The sequence below is a fragment of the Exiguobacterium sp. RIT594 genome (assembly GCF_003339585.1).
GTDB lineage: Bacteria > Bacillota > Bacilli > Exiguobacteriales > Exiguobacteriaceae > Exiguobacterium_A.
This window is the reverse complement of sequence record NZ_QPKF01000001.1, coordinates 1678453-1695104: the sequence shown is the minus strand read 5'-3', so window position 1 is coordinate 1695104 and position 16652 is coordinate 1678453. Positions and strand designations below refer to the sequence as shown.

The following is a 16652-nucleotide window of genomic DNA, read 5'->3' as shown; positions in this document are numbered from 1 at the left end:
GAGGTTGGCGATTCATCTCCCACTTTCACTTCGTTTAGAAGTGGGAGTATTCTCGCCTAATTTTTGATAAAACGGGAATAGGACGAACAGAGGTGATAAAAATGATTTATGATGCACAGGAAGCACGTCAAATTGATGAATGGGCCAAGACATCGGGTCTGCCGCTGGAAGTTTTGATGGAACGAGCAGGTAGTGAAATCGCGAAGCGAATCAAGAGCATGCATACGAATAAAGAACGGATTCTAATCATTTGTGGGACGGGGAACAATGGCGGAGACGGTTATGTGATTGGCCGTGAACTCGTTCGTGATGGATACGATATTACGATACATGCGCCATTCGGTAAGGCGAAGACCACGACGGCTCTACTTCATCAGCATTATGCGGAAAACTTCGGACTCGTGGCAGAAGCAGTCTGCGGACAATATGACTTGATTGTAGATGGTGTCTTTGGAACCGGGTTTGATGAAACCCGGCTGACGGAAACAATACGTGATTTATTTGAGTGGGTCAGTGAACAACAACAGCAAGGGGCGAAATTGTATGCAATCGACATACCAAGCGGCGTGCCGTCCGACCAAACGACCGATTTTTCCGGACAAGCACTAAAAGCAGACGTGACGTTTTTACTTCATGCCTTTAAACGTTCCGCCTTTTTGTTGAAAACAGCACCGTTTTTTGGAAAACTGGAACAGATTGATTTGGGGTTGCCGGCCTTTGGCGGATGGCAATTAATGACCGAATCGATTGCTCCGTTGTTGACCCGCGATCCTTACGGGCACAAAGGAACCTATGGAACGGCATTACTGATTGGCGGAAGCGAGACGATGCCGGGATCGATTCAACTGGCTGCCCGTGCAGCACTTCGGTCAGGAGTGGGGAAGTTACAAGTTGCGACGGTACCAGTAGCTCAGAGCGGACTCATCGTTAACGCGCCGGAAGCGATGGTTCTCGAACAGACGATGACAGCAATCCAAGAAATGATGAAGCAGGTCGATGTCGTTGGAATCGGACCAGGACTTACCTCGGATTCGACTGCTGACTGGGTGGAGTTCCTGCTCGCACAAGACGTTCCGGTAATCCTCGATGCAGGTGCCTTGATTCGCGACAGCTATCCGGAACGGAAAGAAGCGATCGTTGTTACACCACACATCGGTGAATTCGCACGGATGACAAATCAAACTGTCCAAGAGGTTCAGGATGATTTATTTGGACAAGCAAGCGAATATGCTGTCTTACATCAAGTAATTGTTGTCTTGAAAGCCCACGTGATTCTTGTCGCGACGCCGGAGGGTGGCGGTTATGTGATTAACGGGGCATCGAGTGGGTTAGCGAAAGGAGGCAGTGGTGATACATTGTTTGGTATCCTCACAAGTCTGATTGGTCAAAAAGATTATTTTAAACATATTTCGGTCGAACAATTGATTGCACTTGGTGCTTCTTGGTATGCGCAAGCGTCTAAACAGGTGGAACAACAGCTTCATCCCAGTAGTATTGTCGCGACTGATGTGATTGATCAGCTCGGACGAGTAAAGCATCAGTAAAAGCGTCAAGTATAGGTATGTTTCTTCAGCACAGAAGAAACATACCTATTTTTAAAGGAAATAATTGCTAGTAATGGAAGGGCAGGAGTATGATGAAGTGACGCCGAATGGCTATGACAGCCTGAATTTTTAAGAAAGGAGGAAACAGATGCCTGTTAAAACAGTAGATGAAATTGTCCGCAATCAGCAACGGTGGATTGGGAATTTTGCGTTGTTCTTAATGAGTGTCGGGGCCCTGATTTTTTTAGGGACGACAGATCAAACGATTCAAAACGCGTACTTAAATCAATCGGCGACAGTGGCCGTTTTATTTTGTATCGGGATAGCGACATTTTTAATCAGCCGGAGTCAGTTGTCCACTCACTATAAATCACATTTTTTGTCCATCATGTTACTGAGCATCCCGATTGCATCCATCAGCATGTTGCCCTATGTGGCAGTCACTGTTTGGGCTAATTGTTTTTTATTTTTAATGATTGCCTTAATTGCCTATGACCGGATTATGATTTGGTACGCCATTGTCATCATCGTCGCGACTAACGTATTTATCATGGTTCGCTCGAATACGATACTTGTTGAAATCGATCCGACAGATCATTATGCCCGACTAGGGATGATTGGGATTGCAATCTGTATCGCCTTAATTATCAATCATCTGCACCTTCGTAATCTCAGTCGTCTTCAGCAACTGGCCGATCAATTACATGAGTCCGCTCGTCATGATTTACAGACACAATTACTGAATGTCCGGGGACTCGAAGAACGATTTATGAACACGAATCAAACAGATCTTATCTTAGTCGGTGTTCATTTGGAAAACTATCATGAACTCGCGCGGTATTTTGGAGAGGAAATTCAGCAACAGGTCTTATTTGATTGTATCGAACGATTAAAGACATTGTTACCGCCTTATTTGACAATGGTTCGAGTCGAGGGAGGAACACTGGTGGTCGTCATGAAGAAGCCGCCTGGAGTATCGTGCCGGGAAGAAATGACACGTCTCAGTCAGCAGATGTCCACTCCATATCAAGTCGAACACCATCAGATTTATGTGAACCTGTATATTGTCATCGATGATGGAGAAGTGGATCAAACTGGTATGACGAAGCGGATTCAACAAATCACGTCCGCCTTCTCGGAGAGTATCCGGGATTCAGAAAAAGTGATGTGCTTGAATCAAGAATGGCGGCATGAACAGTCACTTCGCGTAGCAGCAGCAAAAGCCTTATCACGAGCCGATGTGAATCGCGATTTTTATCTCGTTTATCAATTACAGTATGACTCCAATCAGGACCGCTTCATTGGATTAGAGGCTTTGATTCGCTGGAATACGACGATCCCAGGAGCGGGACGTCCGACCGTCTTCATTCCGATTGCAGAAAAAAGTGATTTAATCATCCGGCTAGGCGAGTGGATTTTTGAAGAGGGATGTAAAACGAGAAAACGACTGATTGGTCTGGTTCCGGACGATTTTAGTCTGTCCGTCAACGTATCTCCCCGGCAATTGACACATGATTCCTTTATGCCGTTTATTGAACGGATGTTGTTACAGTACAGCTTAAAACCAAAACAAATTAAGATTGAAATTACAGAAAGTCAGTCTTTGGATTTTGAAAGTCAACCGATTCTTCGGGCTTTGCGTCGGATTAAAACATTGGATTTCCCGGTCTCGCTGGATGATTTTGGTACGGGACATGCCTCTTATCATGTTCTCGAACGTTTATTACCGCTTCGTCAGCTTAAGGTACCAAAACAATTCATTGAACAAGTCGAAGAGTCTGAAAAGCGACAGTTCATCTTGGAATCAATTTTTCAACTGAGTCAGTCGATGCATGTGGAATGTATCGTCGAAGGAGTTGAGACAGGAGAAGAGGTTCAAATTGCAAAAGACATCGGTATTCATTTATTCCAAGGTTATTTTTTTGCAAAACCTGTTCTGCTGGAAGAAATCATTTGTTTGCTGGAAACAAAACAAACGGAAACGACAGAGTGACGTCGTTTCCGTTTTTTGTTGTTTAACGAATGGGAGCAAACTTATGAATTTGTTGAACGGCCTCATTCCAAGATGAGACACGGACGATGTTGTCAGGGACAGGTCGACGGTTGTAAGGAGCATCAAACAAAATAACGGGAATCGACGTATCTTCCGCAATTTGAATCGCATTTTCAAGCCGGTCCTCCATGAAGAGGTCGAGTGACAAATCACGGACGACTTGTACTTTATCATGTGAGCCGGTCATGATTAACGAATCAAGTGGCAACTCGTGCTGTTTGATCCATTCTTCCGTCACGGGGCGGACGATTTCCGACCGTGCCGTCACATAGTGAAGATCATACTGTTTACGTAACGCCCATAGATGTTGTTTGACGAGTTCTTGAGGGATCGATTCACGATAGATGCCAAGTTCATGACCTGATTTGACCATGAATTCCCAAAACTCGATTTGCTCCATATCCGTATAGGTATGAAGTTCGTATTCAGAGGCCATCTCAAAATCAATCGATGTCCCGAGGTATTTATTCATATAGTTAAAGCACGAAGAAGGATGAGTGATTGTTCCATCAATATCAATTCCGATTTTCACTTACATCACCAACATTCTATAAATTTTCTGCCACTAGTATAACACAATCGAAAAGCGGAGACGAAAAAAAGAGCCGCTCCGGGAAGAGGGCTCTTTTGACTTAGGCTTGGCTTGTTTTTGCGGCTTCTTTTTCCGCTTCTTTTTCAAGAACGATCGCATCGATTTCTTTTTTCAATTCTTCAACCATCGTCGCTTCTGGAACTTTTCGGATGATTTCTCCGTGACGGAATAACAATCCTTCGTTACGTGCACCGGCAATTCCGATATCGGCTTCGCGGGCTTCTCCTGGACCGTTAACGGCACAGCCAAGAACAGCAACTTTGATGTTGACTTGAATTTTATCGATATAGTCTTCGATTTCTGCGGCAATTGCCATTAAGTCGATTTCAATCCGTCCGCATGTTGGGCAAGAAATCAACGTTGCAGCGTTTGCAGCAAGACCAAATGATTTCAAGACTTCTTTTGCGACTTTGACTTCTTCAACCGGATCGGCAGAAAGGGAGACACGGACTGTGTTACCGATACCACGTGATAGAATCGCACCGAGACCGGCAGCTGATTTTAATGAACCTGTCCGTAAAGGACCCGATTCCGTGATTCCAACGTGCAGCGGGTAATCAAATGATTCAGAAGCGAGCTGATACGCTTCAAGCGCCAATTGAACGTCAGATGCTTTCAGGGAAACGATGATATCGTGGAAATCAAGATCCTCGAGAATCTTAATGTGGTGCAAAGCACTTTCGACCATCCCGCGAGCTGTCGGATAACCGTATTTCTCAAGAATGTGTTTCTCGAGCGAACCGGCATTAACGCCAATCCGGATCGGAATGTTTTTCGCTTTTGCTGCCGTAACGACCGCTTCGACTTTCTCGCGACGTCCGATGTTACCCGGGTTGATTCGGATTTTATCGACACCCGCTTCGATCGCCATGAGAGCAAGTTTATAGTTGAAATGAATATCTACGACAAGCGGGATATTGATCCGGCTTTTGATTTCAGCAAGTGCGAGCGCATCACGTTCTTCCGGACAAGCAACGCGGACGATTTGGCATCCTGCTTCTTCTAGACGTAAAATTTCAGCGACAGTCGCTTCGACGTCGTGTGTTTTTGTTGTCGTCATACTTTGAATGATGACTTCATTACTTCCACCAATGACAAGGTCCCCAACACGAACGGGACGAGTCTTAGAGCGATGGACCATTTTCGGCATATCGAAAATCTCCTTTTGTGGCATAACGCCAGATTGTTTATGACTACTTGTACTATCATATCGAACTATTCCCTAAAAATCGAGAAACAAGAACGAAAATTGAACATTTACAATTGTTTAACACGAATGGTGGAAAGTCAATCCGTCGCCGGGCGGACGTTTTTTTCTTAAATCCAGTGATTCATCTGATTTCAAGAAGATGGACGGGACGATTTTTTCTTTTTTCGAACAAGCAGAAGTGGTGTCAGCGAATAAACGAGATGGCCGATGATAATGAATGCAGCTCCTAAAGTCGGATATCCGAATTGGTAAAGGAAAACTCCAATCGGGAAAGTCCAGATGTTTGCGGCGACAGTATAAGGAAACACTTGGCGATACGCCCAGGGTCTTGGCAAAATCCACTGAATGAACCAGCGGTTCAAATAAGAGACGAATAAGAGGTATAACAAAATCGCAATCGTAATGAAGATGAAATGCAGAATAAACCAAATGATGAACGGAATCGATTGCTGAAGAAAAATACTGTCGATGATTGTCGACCACAGGGAAATCCATGCCAATCCACAAAAATAAAGGGAGACATCGGCAAGACGAGTCTTTAAAAATCCCCGGTTTGGAATTAGGGTAGTTTGTAAGTAATTAATCAGTTGACTTAAAAAATGCAATGCAATCACTCTTTCTTCTGTTTTATAACAATAAATGAATCGGTGATAAACCCTGTATTTAAAGCGTTAATCTGTTTTGGTACAGATTAATAAAACCTTAACAATTGAATATCTGAAAAACTATTTACAAGTTCACCAGACCTTTACATAATAGGGGAGGTTGAAAAAATGAATTCTTAACAACAAATCAATTCCACTTTGTATATGAGGAGATGACAAGATGAACTATGATTTACAGGAAATGATTTTCACCTTTATCGGTGGACTCGGTATTTTCCTATTCGGTATTAAGTATATGGGAGATGGTCTTCAAAAAACAGCGGGAGACCGTTTGCGGTACATTTTAGATAAATATACCTCCAACCCGTTTCTCGGGATTTTGGCTGGTATCGTCGTTACGGTCTTGATCCAGTCATCATCCGGAACAACTGTCATCGTCGTCGGTTTAGTCAGTGCCGGTTTGATGAACTTACGTCAAGCTATCGGTGTTGTCATGGGGGCGAACATCGGAACGACAATCACTGCCTTTATCATCGGCTTTAATGTGAAGGAAGCGGCACTCCCGGCGATTGCGCTTGGAGCATTCTTGATTTTCTTCTTCAATAAAGAACGGATTCAATACATCGGACAAATCTTCTTTGGATTTGGAGCACTCTTCTATGGATTGACATTAATGGGGGACGGAATGGCACCGCTCGAATCCAGCGAATGGTTCCGTGACTTAACGGTTTCCATGTCGGATAGTCCGTTGCTCGGTGTGTTCGTAGGAACAGTCTTTACAATACTCGTTCAGTCCTCCTCTGCGACGATTGGAATCTTGCAAGAATTGTATGATGGCGGAATGATCGACATTAAAGCCGCATTACCGGTCTTGTTTGGTGATAACATCGGAACAACAATTACGGCCGTGCTGGCAGCACTCGGTGCTTCAATCGCTGCAAAACGGACGGCGGCAGCACACGTCATTTTTAATATCATCGGAACAGTTATCTTCTTGCTTGCTTTACCACTGTTCTCGAGTTTCATCACGTGGATCACAGGGGTGCTTAATCTTGAACCAAAAATGCAGATTGCCTTTGCCCACGGGACGTTTAACATTGTCAATACGTTGATTCAGTGCTGGTTTATCGCGCAAATTGCTTGGCTCGTTCAAAAAGTCGTACCGGGAACGGATGCGACCGTCGATTCAAAACCTCGGCACCTTGATCAAAACATCTTAAACCAGTCGTCATCACTTGCTTTGAGCCAGGCGAAGCTTGAAGTCTTGCGGATGGGAGAATTCTCGAAAGATGCACTCGGGAAAGCACATCGTTATACGCAATCGCACGATAAAAAAGATGTTTCGGATGCCGGTCAGATCGAGTATGCCATCAATCATCTGAATACGGAAGTCACAAGCTATCTTGTTAAGGTCGCAGCACATGACTTATCGGAACGGGAATCAAATGATCACTCGCTTCTCATGCACGCGGTCAACGATTTTGAACGGATCGGTGATCATGTCGAAAACGTCATCGAACTGGTCGACTTCCAGATCGTCAATCGGATTACGTTTACCGAGAAGGCTAAAAAAGAATTGGATGAAATGTATATCTTGACGCAAAAAATCGTCGAGACAGCCATTAAAGCCGTTGAACTGGACGATGTTTCGCTGGCGCGGCAAGTGCTTGAACTGGAAGGGAAGCTTGATTCACTCGAACGATCATTCCGGAAACATCATGTCTTACGGGTCAATGCAGGCGAATGTACAGGTCAAGCCGGTATGATCTTTGTCGATTTGTTGTCGAACTTAGAACGGATTGGCGACCACGCCGTCAATATTACGGATTTGGTACTTGAACAACGTTCTGGAACAGCGTGAACAAACTAATGAATAAAGAGGAATTTCTGAATAGAAATTCCTCTTTATTTTTTCAAGATAATTTATTGACATTCCAGAATGATTTTAGTAATCTGATATTAGTTGTTTTTAATCATCATGGCGGTGTAGCTCAGCTGGCTAGAGCGTACGGTTCATACCCGTGAGGTCGTGGGTTCGACTCCCTCCGCCGCTACTATTACTTAAGGACCCTTAGCTCAGCTGGTTAGAGCTGACGGCTCATAACCGTCCGGTCGCAGGTTCGAGTCCTGCAGGGTCCATTGCATAAACGCACACTCTTTTTTAGAGTGTGCGTTTATTTTTGGTTGCTTGGGGAATATTAAAGATATTGTAATAATGTTCATACAATAATATTCATACTATGGCAATTTAAGGGAGAGCGAAGAGAGATGGAACGTAACCATACGATGATGCAGTTTTTTGAGTGGCATGTAGAGAATGATGGGAAGCATTGGCAACGCTTAAAAGAGAGAGCGCCGGAACTGCGTGCTGCAGGCATCACATCTGTTTGGATTCCGCCCGCTTCAAAGGGACAATCAGATGAAGATACAGGGTATGGCATTTACGATGTCTATGATTTAGGAGAGTTTAATCAAAAAGGGACGGTCCGCACGAAGTATGGGACAAAAGACGAACTGATCGAAGCCATTCAAGTCGCACACGAAAATGATATCGCGATTTATGCCGATGTCGTCATGAACCATAAAGCAGCAGCTGATGAACTCGAAACGATTAAAGTCGTTGAGGTCCATCCGGAAGACCGTTCGCAAGAAATTTCAGAAGAATTTGAAATTGATGCCTGGACGAAGTTTACGTTCCCCGGTCGAAACGGTAAATACTCGGATTTCATCTGGACACATGAATTCTTCAACGGAACAGATTTTGATGCCCGGGAAGAAAAAACAGGTGTCTTTAAGATTTCCGGTAAAAATAAAGATTGGAACGATCAAGTCGACAACGAATTCGGAAACTATGACTATTTGATGTTCGCTAACATTGATTATAACCATCCGGAAGTGCGTGAAGAGATGATCAACTGGGGAAACTGGTTTAAAGAGACAATCAATTGCCAAGGTTTCCGTTTAGACGCGATCAAACACATCAACTACGAATTCGTCAACGAGTTCGCTAAATCGATGATTGGAGATGATCCGGATGGTTTCTACATGGTCGGAGAGTTCTGGAAATCAGATTTAGATGATTGCCGTCAATTTTTAGACAGTGTCGACTATACGATTGATTTATTTGACGTACCGCTTCACTATAAATTCCACGAAGCATCACAACAAGGACAGGACTTCGATTTAACGACGTTGTTTGCGGATACACTTGTTGAATCCCACCCGACGAATGCCGTGACATTTGTTGATAATCATGATTCACAACCGGGCGAATCCCTTGAGTCATGGATTGATGACTGGTTCAAACAGCATGCCTATGCTTCTGTTTTATTACGTAAAGATGGTTATCCATGTGTGTTCTACGGAGACTATTATGGTGTTCAAGGACCACATCCGGTAGAAGGTAAAAAAGAGATGATCGATGCGTTGTTATATACGCGTTACCACAAAGCCTACGGCGAACAGGAAGACTATCTGGATGATGCACATTGCGTCGGCTGGGTCCGTCGTGGTGTCGAAGAATTCCCGAACTCAGGATGTGCTGTTTTACTTTCGAATGCGGACATGTGCGAAAAACGGATGTTCGTCGGAGAGACGCGTGCCGGAGAAGAATGGTTTGATTATACGAACCACCAGGAAGAGCCGGTTGTGATCGATGAAGAAGGATTCGGCGTTTTCCCGGTTCCGGGCGGCGGTGTTTCTGTATTTGCCCCGCGCGACGAACAGTAATTTTCGAGGGTCATTGCTTGCGCCTGACCAACTATTTTTGCTAGTCTTAAAGAGTACTGAAATTCCGAAAATAGGATAAAGGGGGACATGAAAATGTCAAAATTTGAATTACCAGAACTCGGCTACGCTTATGATGCGCTAGAGCCACATATCGATGCTCGTACGATGGAGATTCACCACTCTAAACACCACAACACGTATGTCACGAACGTCAATGCAGCACTTGAAGGGTCAGAGCACGAAGGGAAATCACTTGAAGAATTACTTCAAAACCTGGATTCACTTCCTGCAAACATTCAAACAGCTGTCCGTAACAACGGTGGCGGTCATTGGAACCACTCGTTCTTCTGGAAACTCTTGAAAAAGAACGACGGCGCAACACCAACTGGTGAACTTGCTTCAGCCATCGACGAATCATTCGGTTCGTTTGACGCGTTCAAAGACGAGTTTGCAAAAGCAGCTACAACACGTTTTGGTTCAGGTTGGGCTTGGCTCATCGTTGACGGCGGAAAATTAGCAGTCGTTTCAACACCAAACCAAGACACACCAGTCATGGAAGGGAAAACGCCGATTCTCGGACTTGATGTTTGGGAGCATGCGTATTACCTCAACTATCAAAACCGTCGTCCTGATTACATCAACGCATTCTTTAATGTCGTTGACTGGGATCATGTGGCAAAACTTTACGCTGACGCAAAATAATTTGTATATCCAAACATCGATTTCCATTTCGGGAATCGATGTTTTTTTAATGCGGAAAATGATGGGATAGGTTGTTATGGAAAGTTTCCTTCTATATAATGAAACAAGATGACTTTTTGAACGATAGGGGAGTACGCCATGGCGAAACGAATCACGGTGAAGGGAAAACGGCGGAATCATCTGCCGCTTCGCCTTAACTTAATGTTTTTTGTAGTATTTTTATTGTTTGCGATTTTAATTTTTCGCTTAGGTGTCGTCCAGATTGTAAACGGTGAGAAAATTTCACGGGAAGTTCAAAAAACGGAAATGATTGCTTCGAAATACGAAGTTCCGCGTGGGAAGATTTATGACCGGGATGGCCGGTTGTTAGTCGATACGATTTCGAAATACTCGATTGTCTATCGTCGTTCCCAGAATACGAAAGTCGACGAACGGATTGAAATTGCGTCGCGTCTTGCGGCAATCATCAATCTTCCGAAAGACGACTGGAAAGTCACGGAACGTGACATGAAGGATTACTGGGTAGCCGTCAACAGTGAAGAATCAGATCGACGGTATAAGCAGGCAGTGGAAAAGCGTTATCCAAACGCTGAAGAACAGAACAAATTGTCCATTTCGGAGCAGGATCAAATTCGCCTCGATACGATTACGAAAAAAGATATCGACTTTGATGATAAGACGATGGAAATCATCGCCATCAAACACAACATGGAAGTCGGTTATGCCCTGGATCCACAGCTCGTTAAATTAGGAGCGAATGCGAAAGAAATGGCGATTATCGATGAAAACCTTGAAGATCTAAAAGGGGTATCGGTTGAGCCGTTTTATGAACGCTCCTATCCATATGAAGGAACGTTACGAAATATCTTCGGGAAGTACTCGAAAATTCCGGCAGAACAACAAGCGGAATTCAAGGCAAAAGGATACAGCCTGAATGACCGTGTCGGAACATCATTCCTCGAGCAACAGTATGAAGATCTGTTGCGCGGAAAACCGGCTTACGATGTCTATGAAACGTTTAACGGTGAACCGGTCGGTGAACCGAATCGTGAAGAGGGCGAATCCGGGAAAGATCTCGTCTTGACGGTTGATGCAGAATACAACAAACAAGTTGACCAGATCTTGCAGCAAGCCATCAAGATGGGGCGCGGCATGGGAAGCGGTTATCTGAAAGAAGGATACGCCGTTGTCATGAATCCGAAAACCGGTGAAATTTTGGCAATGTCCGGTCAGAAGCTTGACACTGCGACGAATAAATTCAGTGATGTTGCCATCAATAACGTGTTGACTTCTCTGCAAATCGGTTCAACGATTAAAGGGGCAACAGTTGCGATGGGGCTCGAAGAAGGCGTCATCCGTCAAAACGAGGTCATCAATGATGCACCAATCACAATTGGTGGTACGAAAAAAGGATCGTACGTCAACATGGGACCGATTACGGACCTGACGGCACTCGAACGTTCGTCAAACGTCTACATGTTTAACATCGCAATGCGGATGGCGAAATACCCGAGTAACGGTGTCGCTGGCGCGAGCGTCGATGCGGCTGCAGCGATCATGCAGAATTATTACAGTCAATTTGGTCTCGGTGTGACAACGGGAATTGATCTTCCGTATGAAGCAAAAGGGGTACAAGGTACACCGGACCGCGTCACGCTCTTGATGGACCGCGTGATCGGTCAATATGATGCCTTTACACCACTTCAAGTGGCACAGTATGTTTCGACACTCGCGAATGGCGGGTACCGTGTACAACCGCATTTCTTAAAAGAAGTGTTGGCTTCAAACTCGATTGAAGACGAAACGAAGAAAGTTGATTACAGTTTTAAAACAAACTATTTAAACCGGATTGAAGTTAGTCAAGCGAACATTGATCATGTCCGTGAAGGATTCCATCGTGTTGTCAAAGGAGAACGCGGGACTGCGAAAATCATTGCCCAAACCGGGATCGATGCGGCAGCGAAAACAGGAACGGCGCAGGTCAGTGTTTACGGCGAAGACGGAATTGCACTTCGGGACGGAAGTGGACAACCGGTTCGCTCGTTGAACTCGAACTTAGTCGGTTGGGCACCGTATGATAATCCAGAGATGGCATGGGCCGTGTTCCTTCCATATATGGAGCAGGAAACCGTCAACTCAAAAATTGGTCATGATTTAGTGAAGGCATACTTTAATGTAAAAGATGTTCCGTGGCAGACTAAGCCAAATTAACTAGTAAAGCGAAGGTGAGGAAACTCATCTTCGCTTTTTTTGTATGGATTGACCTGTTTTTCTAATGAAGTTGAGTTTGTAAACGTAGAAATACACGCCTTTACAATTCTTTTACGTTGGATTCATTTTGGTTTAATAGTTCATCAGTAGTATAAGTCTTGTAAGGAAAACGGATATAAAGTCGTAGCGTTACCAGCGACATACTTCGAGGAGGAAAATTAATCATGTCTTGGATGAAAAAAACAGCTCTTATTACAACGGTAGCTTCAATCGCAGTAGTCGGTGCGGCTTGCGGAAATGACAAAGGCGGCTCTTCAAGTTCTTCTGATCTTTCAGGAAAGATCGCTGTAGATGGATCTTCAACAGTCTTCCCGATCATGGAAGCAGTCGGTGAAGAATATTCAATCGAACAACCAGATGTCGACGTTACGGTCGGAGTATCAGGTACAGGCGGCGGATTCAAACGTTTTGTTGTTGGTGAAACAGACCTTTCAAACGCATCACGTGAAATTAAAGACGAAGAAGCAGCAGAAGCTGAAAAAAATAACATTGAATATACACGCTTATCACTTGCTCTTGACGGTTTGACAGTTGCTGTCAGCAAACAAAATACATGGGTCAAAGAATTGACGCTCGATCAACTCAACAAAATGTGGCTCGATCCAAACGTTAAGACATGGAAAGATGTTGATCCATCTTACCCGGCAGAACCAATCAAATTCTTCAGCCCGGGTAAAGATTCCGGAACATTCGATTATTTCGATGAAGAAGTCTTAGATGAAAAAGACATGCGTAAAGATGTTCAACTTTCGGAAGATGATAACGTTCTTGTTAAAGGTGTCGAAGGAACAAAAGGTGCAATCGGCTACTTCGGTTACGCTTACTACGCGGAAAACAAAGATAAGTTAAAAGAAGTACCGCTTTCAGCTGAAGGAAAAGATGCAGTTGATCCGACACCAGAAACGATCAACGACCTCTCGTATCCACTTTCACGTGAAATTTACACGTATGTGAATAACAAGTCGTTAAAAGACAAAAAACAAGTGGCGGACTTCGTTAAGTTCACTAATGAAAATGCAGGCGATTTAGCGGAAGAAGTCGGTTACATCAAGATGAAACAAGACCGTTATGATGAAAATGAAAAAGCGATTGAAGATGCATTGAAATAAACATCATCACACGAGGACGGCCCAAAATGGGGAGTATTCTCCCTTTTTGGGTCCCGTTCTTATGTAAGCATGATGAAGTAGGGAGCGAAGAAGGATGAATCCATCATCAAACAAATCGGTTCGCGAGCTGATTCAACAGAACCGACAACAAAAATTCAGTATGAAAAACATCATGGAACGTTTCATGCCGATCGTATTATTTCTCTGTGCGTTCGTTTCAGTCGTTACGACCATCGGCATCATTCTCACGTTAGTCATCGAAACACGTCATTTCTTTGAAGTCGTCTCAATCAAAGAATTCTTCGGCAGCACAAGCTGGTATCCGCTGAACTCTCAACCGGAGTACGGAATTTGGCCGCTTGTCGTCGGAACCCTTGAAATTACCGTGATTGCGATGCTGGTTGCCGTGCCGATCGGACTCACTTCTGCGATTTATTTAAGTGAGTATGCATCAGAACGCGCCCGTCGTGTTCTCAAACCGATTCTTGAAGTTTTAGCCGGTGTTCCGACCATCGTCTTCGGATTTTTTGCCTTGACGTTTGTTACACCGTTACTCGTGAAGCTCATTCCGGGTCTTGCGATTTATAATGCATTAAGTCCAGGGATTGTTGTCGGAATCATGATTATTCCGATGATTGCCTCGATTTCAGAGGATGCAATGAGTTCGGTTCCGAAAAAAATTCGGGACGGCGCATTGGCACTGGGTTCAACACGTCTTGAAGTCGCTTTGAAAGTGGTTGTCCCGGCTGCACTTTCCGGAATCATTGCTTCCATCGTTCTTGGTATGTCACGTGCAATCGGTGAAACAATGATCGTGACGATTGCCGGGGGATCCAACCCGACGGCTACAGTCAATCCATTAGAGCCGGTTCAAACGATGACGGCTTATATCGTCCAGGTTGCACTCGGTGATGCCGGATTCGGTACGATCGAATACTATAGTATCTACGCTGTCGGTACGTTGTTGTTCGTCTTTACTCTTTTGATGAACTTACTCGCGAACTGGATCACGCGTCGTTTCAGAGAGGAGTATTAAGATGGCCTTACCAGAAAAACAACCTGTACAAAAAAAGTTTATTGACCCTGCTGCTGTAAAAAAATCAATCAGCCAACGTCTTGTCGTCAATAATGTCACGAAAATCCTTTTCCTGATCGGACTGTTATTCGGTTTAGTCGTTCTTGGTATTCTGCTCTTTGGTGTCATTCGTGACGGAGCGGCCTGGTTATCACTCGACTTCCTGCAAAATGCACCGTCCCGTCGACCGGCAAATGCGGGTGTCTACCCAGCGTTAATGGGATCGATCTTCCTGATGCTTTTGATCATTCCGATGATCTTCATCCTTGGTGTCGGAGCGGCTATCTATTTAGAGGAATACGCTAAAAAAAGCCGGATGACTTCTTTCATCGAAGTCAACATCTCAAACCTGGCCGGTGTTCCGTCAATCGTTTTCGGATTACTCGGACTCACATTTTTCGTCCGTAACATGGGCTTCGGCTCAACATTGATTGCAGGAGCATTAACGCTTGCACTGATGAGTTTGCCGGTTGTCATCGTGTCATCGCAAGAAGCGATTCGCGCCGTACCACAGGCAATGCGTCATGCCTCGCTGGCACTGGGTGCTTCAAAATGGCAGACGACATTCAAAGTTGTCTTACCCGCATCCCTTCCAGGAGTCATCACAGGAATCATCCTTGCCGTTTCACGGGCAATTGGAGAAACAGCACCGCTCATCATGGTCGGAGCAGCCATCTTTATCGCACGGGCGCCGGAAGGTATTTTCTCAGAGTTTACGGCCTTACCGATTCAAATCTACAACTGGACAAGCCGTCCGCAAGCTGACTTCCAAGGTCTTGCTGCTGCCGGAATCATCGTCCTGATGGTCATCCTCTTAACGATGAACTCACTTGCGATTTGGATTCGAAACCGTTTTTCAAAACGATACTAATCAACTGGATATAACGAATTACGTTCTGAACCACTAAGGAGGAACACAGATGATGGATACGAAGCTGACGACGAAACCAGCCAAAGAAGGGGTAAAAACAATGAATCAACCAGTAGCTGCGCGACAAAGTGTATACCGTGTAAATGATTTGAACCTATGGTACGGCGATGATCATGCTTTAAAAGATGTCAATCTTGATATTAAGCAAAATGAAGTAACGGCAATCATCGGACCGTCAGGATGCGGGAAGTCGACATTCATCAAGACCTTGAACCGAATGGTCGAACTCGTTCCGATCGTACGGACGAATGGTGTCATTGAATACCATGGTCGTAATATCTTCGATAAGGATTATGAAGTCGAAGAATTACGGACATCAGTCGGAATGGTCTTTCAGCAGCCAAACCCATTCCCGAAATCGATTTATGACAACATCGCTTATGGACCACGTGTTCATGGGGTGAAGAACAAAAAAATCTTGGATGAAATCGTTGAACGAAGCTTACGCGGAGCAGCGATTTGGGACGAAGTCAAGGATCGTCTGAACGAAAATGCTTATGGACTGTCAGGCGGACAACAACAACGTCTCTGTATCGCCCGTTGTCTGGCAATCGAGCCGGACGTCATCCTGATGGATGAACCGACATCCGCTCTCGACCCGATCTCGACGCTAAAAGTTGAAGAACTGGTACAGGAACTAAAAAAAGATTACTCGATCATCATCGTGACGCATAACATGCAACAAGCAGCACGTGTCTCTGATAAAACCGCTTTCTTCTTGAACGGTGAAGTCGTTGAATTCGACCAGACGGATCGAATTTTCTCAAATCCGAGTGATAAACGGACAGAAGACTATATCTCAGGACGATTCGGATAACGAGGAGGAACTTT

Annotated in this window: 13 protein-coding genes and 2 tRNA genes; 12 read left to right on the top strand and 3 right to left on the bottom strand. The window is 44.6% G+C overall.

The genetic code is table 11. From position 1 onward, the window contains the following. Positions 1-101 precede the first annotated feature (101 nt). Both DVG79_RS08835 and DVG79_RS08830 read left to right on the top strand, forming a co-directional pair. A complete protein-coding gene (locus DVG79_RS08835; RefSeq protein ID WP_114596388.1) occupies positions 102-1544 on the top strand; it encodes an NAD(P)H-hydrate dehydratase in 1443 nt (480 codons plus the stop codon). Between the two features lie 148 nt (positions 1545-1692). Then, complete coding sequence (locus tag DVG79_RS08830; protein ID WP_114596387.1) at positions 1693-3537, top strand: EAL domain-containing protein; 1845 nt, start codon at positions 1693-1695, stop codon at positions 3535-3537. Positions 3538-3559: 22 nt separating this feature from the next. Here DVG79_RS08830 and DVG79_RS08825 read toward each other — a convergent pair whose 3' ends face one another. The 3 genes from DVG79_RS08825 to DVG79_RS08815 all read right to left on the bottom strand — a co-directional run bounded on the left by DVG79_RS08825 (position 3560) and on the right by DVG79_RS08815 (position 6013). Next, complete coding sequence (locus DVG79_RS08825) at positions 3560-4129, bottom strand: 5' nucleotidase, NT5C type (protein ID WP_114596386.1); 570 nt, start codon at positions 4127-4129, stop codon at positions 3560-3562. A gap of 100 nt (positions 4130-4229) precedes the next feature. After that, positions 4230-5339 carry a flavodoxin-dependent (E)-4-hydroxy-3-methylbut-2-enyl-diphosphate synthase gene (ispG, locus tag DVG79_RS08820; protein WP_114596385.1) on the bottom strand — a complete coding sequence of 370 codons (1110 nt, stop codon included), beginning with the start codon at positions 5337-5339 and terminating at the stop codon, positions 4230-4232. 191 nt (positions 5340-5530) lie between these two features. Then, entirely contained in the window at positions 5531-6013 is a 483-nt protein-coding gene (locus DVG79_RS08815) for a hypothetical protein (RefSeq protein WP_114596384.1), read from the bottom strand. Between the two features lie 211 nt (positions 6014-6224). Here DVG79_RS08815 and DVG79_RS08810 point away from each other — a divergent pair, with 211 nt between their 5' ends. The 10 genes from DVG79_RS08810 to pstB all read left to right on the top strand — a co-directional run bounded on the left by DVG79_RS08810 (position 6225) and on the right by pstB (position 16638). Further along, positions 6225-7865 (top strand): Na/Pi cotransporter family protein, encoded by a 1641-nt coding sequence (locus tag DVG79_RS08810; RefSeq protein WP_114596383.1) that lies wholly within the window; start codon positions 6225-6227, stop codon positions 7863-7865. A gap of 119 nt (positions 7866-7984) precedes the next feature. Then, positions 7985-8058: transfer RNA gene (locus tag DVG79_RS08805), tRNA-Met, on the top strand. Between the two features lie 11 nt (positions 8059-8069). Continuing rightward, positions 8070-8143: transfer RNA gene (locus DVG79_RS08800), tRNA-Ile, on the top strand. A gap of 129 nt (positions 8144-8272) precedes the next feature. After that, positions 8273-9733, top strand: coding sequence for an alpha-amylase (locus DVG79_RS08795; RefSeq protein ID WP_114596382.1), 1461 nt, complete (start codon positions 8273-8275; stop codon positions 9731-9733). 93 nt (positions 9734-9826) lie between these two features. Next, the gene (locus tag DVG79_RS08790) at positions 9827-10435 is read left to right on the top strand and encodes a superoxide dismutase (protein WP_114596381.1); all 609 of its coding nucleotides are present in this window, start codon (positions 9827-9829) and stop codon (positions 10433-10435) included. Between the two features lie 138 nt (positions 10436-10573). Then, entirely contained in the window at positions 10574-12646 is a 2073-nt protein-coding gene (locus tag DVG79_RS08785) for a peptidoglycan D,D-transpeptidase FtsI family protein (RefSeq protein WP_114596380.1), read from the top strand. 224 nt (positions 12647-12870) lie between these two features. Then, positions 12871-13815 (top strand): PstS family phosphate ABC transporter substrate-binding protein, encoded by a 945-nt coding sequence (locus DVG79_RS08780; protein WP_114596379.1) that lies wholly within the window; start codon positions 12871-12873, stop codon positions 13813-13815. A 94-nt stretch (positions 13816-13909) separates the two neighbouring features. After that, entirely contained in the window at positions 13910-14851 is a 942-nt protein-coding gene (gene pstC, locus DVG79_RS08775) for a phosphate ABC transporter permease subunit PstC (RefSeq protein ID WP_114596378.1), read from the top strand. A 1-nt stretch (position 14852) separates the two neighbouring features. Continuing rightward, the gene (gene pstA, locus DVG79_RS08770; protein WP_114596377.1) at positions 14853-15761 is read left to right on the top strand and encodes a phosphate ABC transporter permease PstA; all 909 of its coding nucleotides are present in this window, start codon (positions 14853-14855) and stop codon (positions 15759-15761) included. A gap of 100 nt (positions 15762-15861) precedes the next feature. Then, positions 15862-16638 (top strand): phosphate ABC transporter ATP-binding protein PstB, encoded by a 777-nt coding sequence (gene pstB, locus DVG79_RS08765; RefSeq protein WP_051524104.1) that lies wholly within the window; start codon positions 15862-15864, stop codon positions 16636-16638. The last annotated feature ends 14 nt before the right edge of the window (positions 16639-16652 follow it).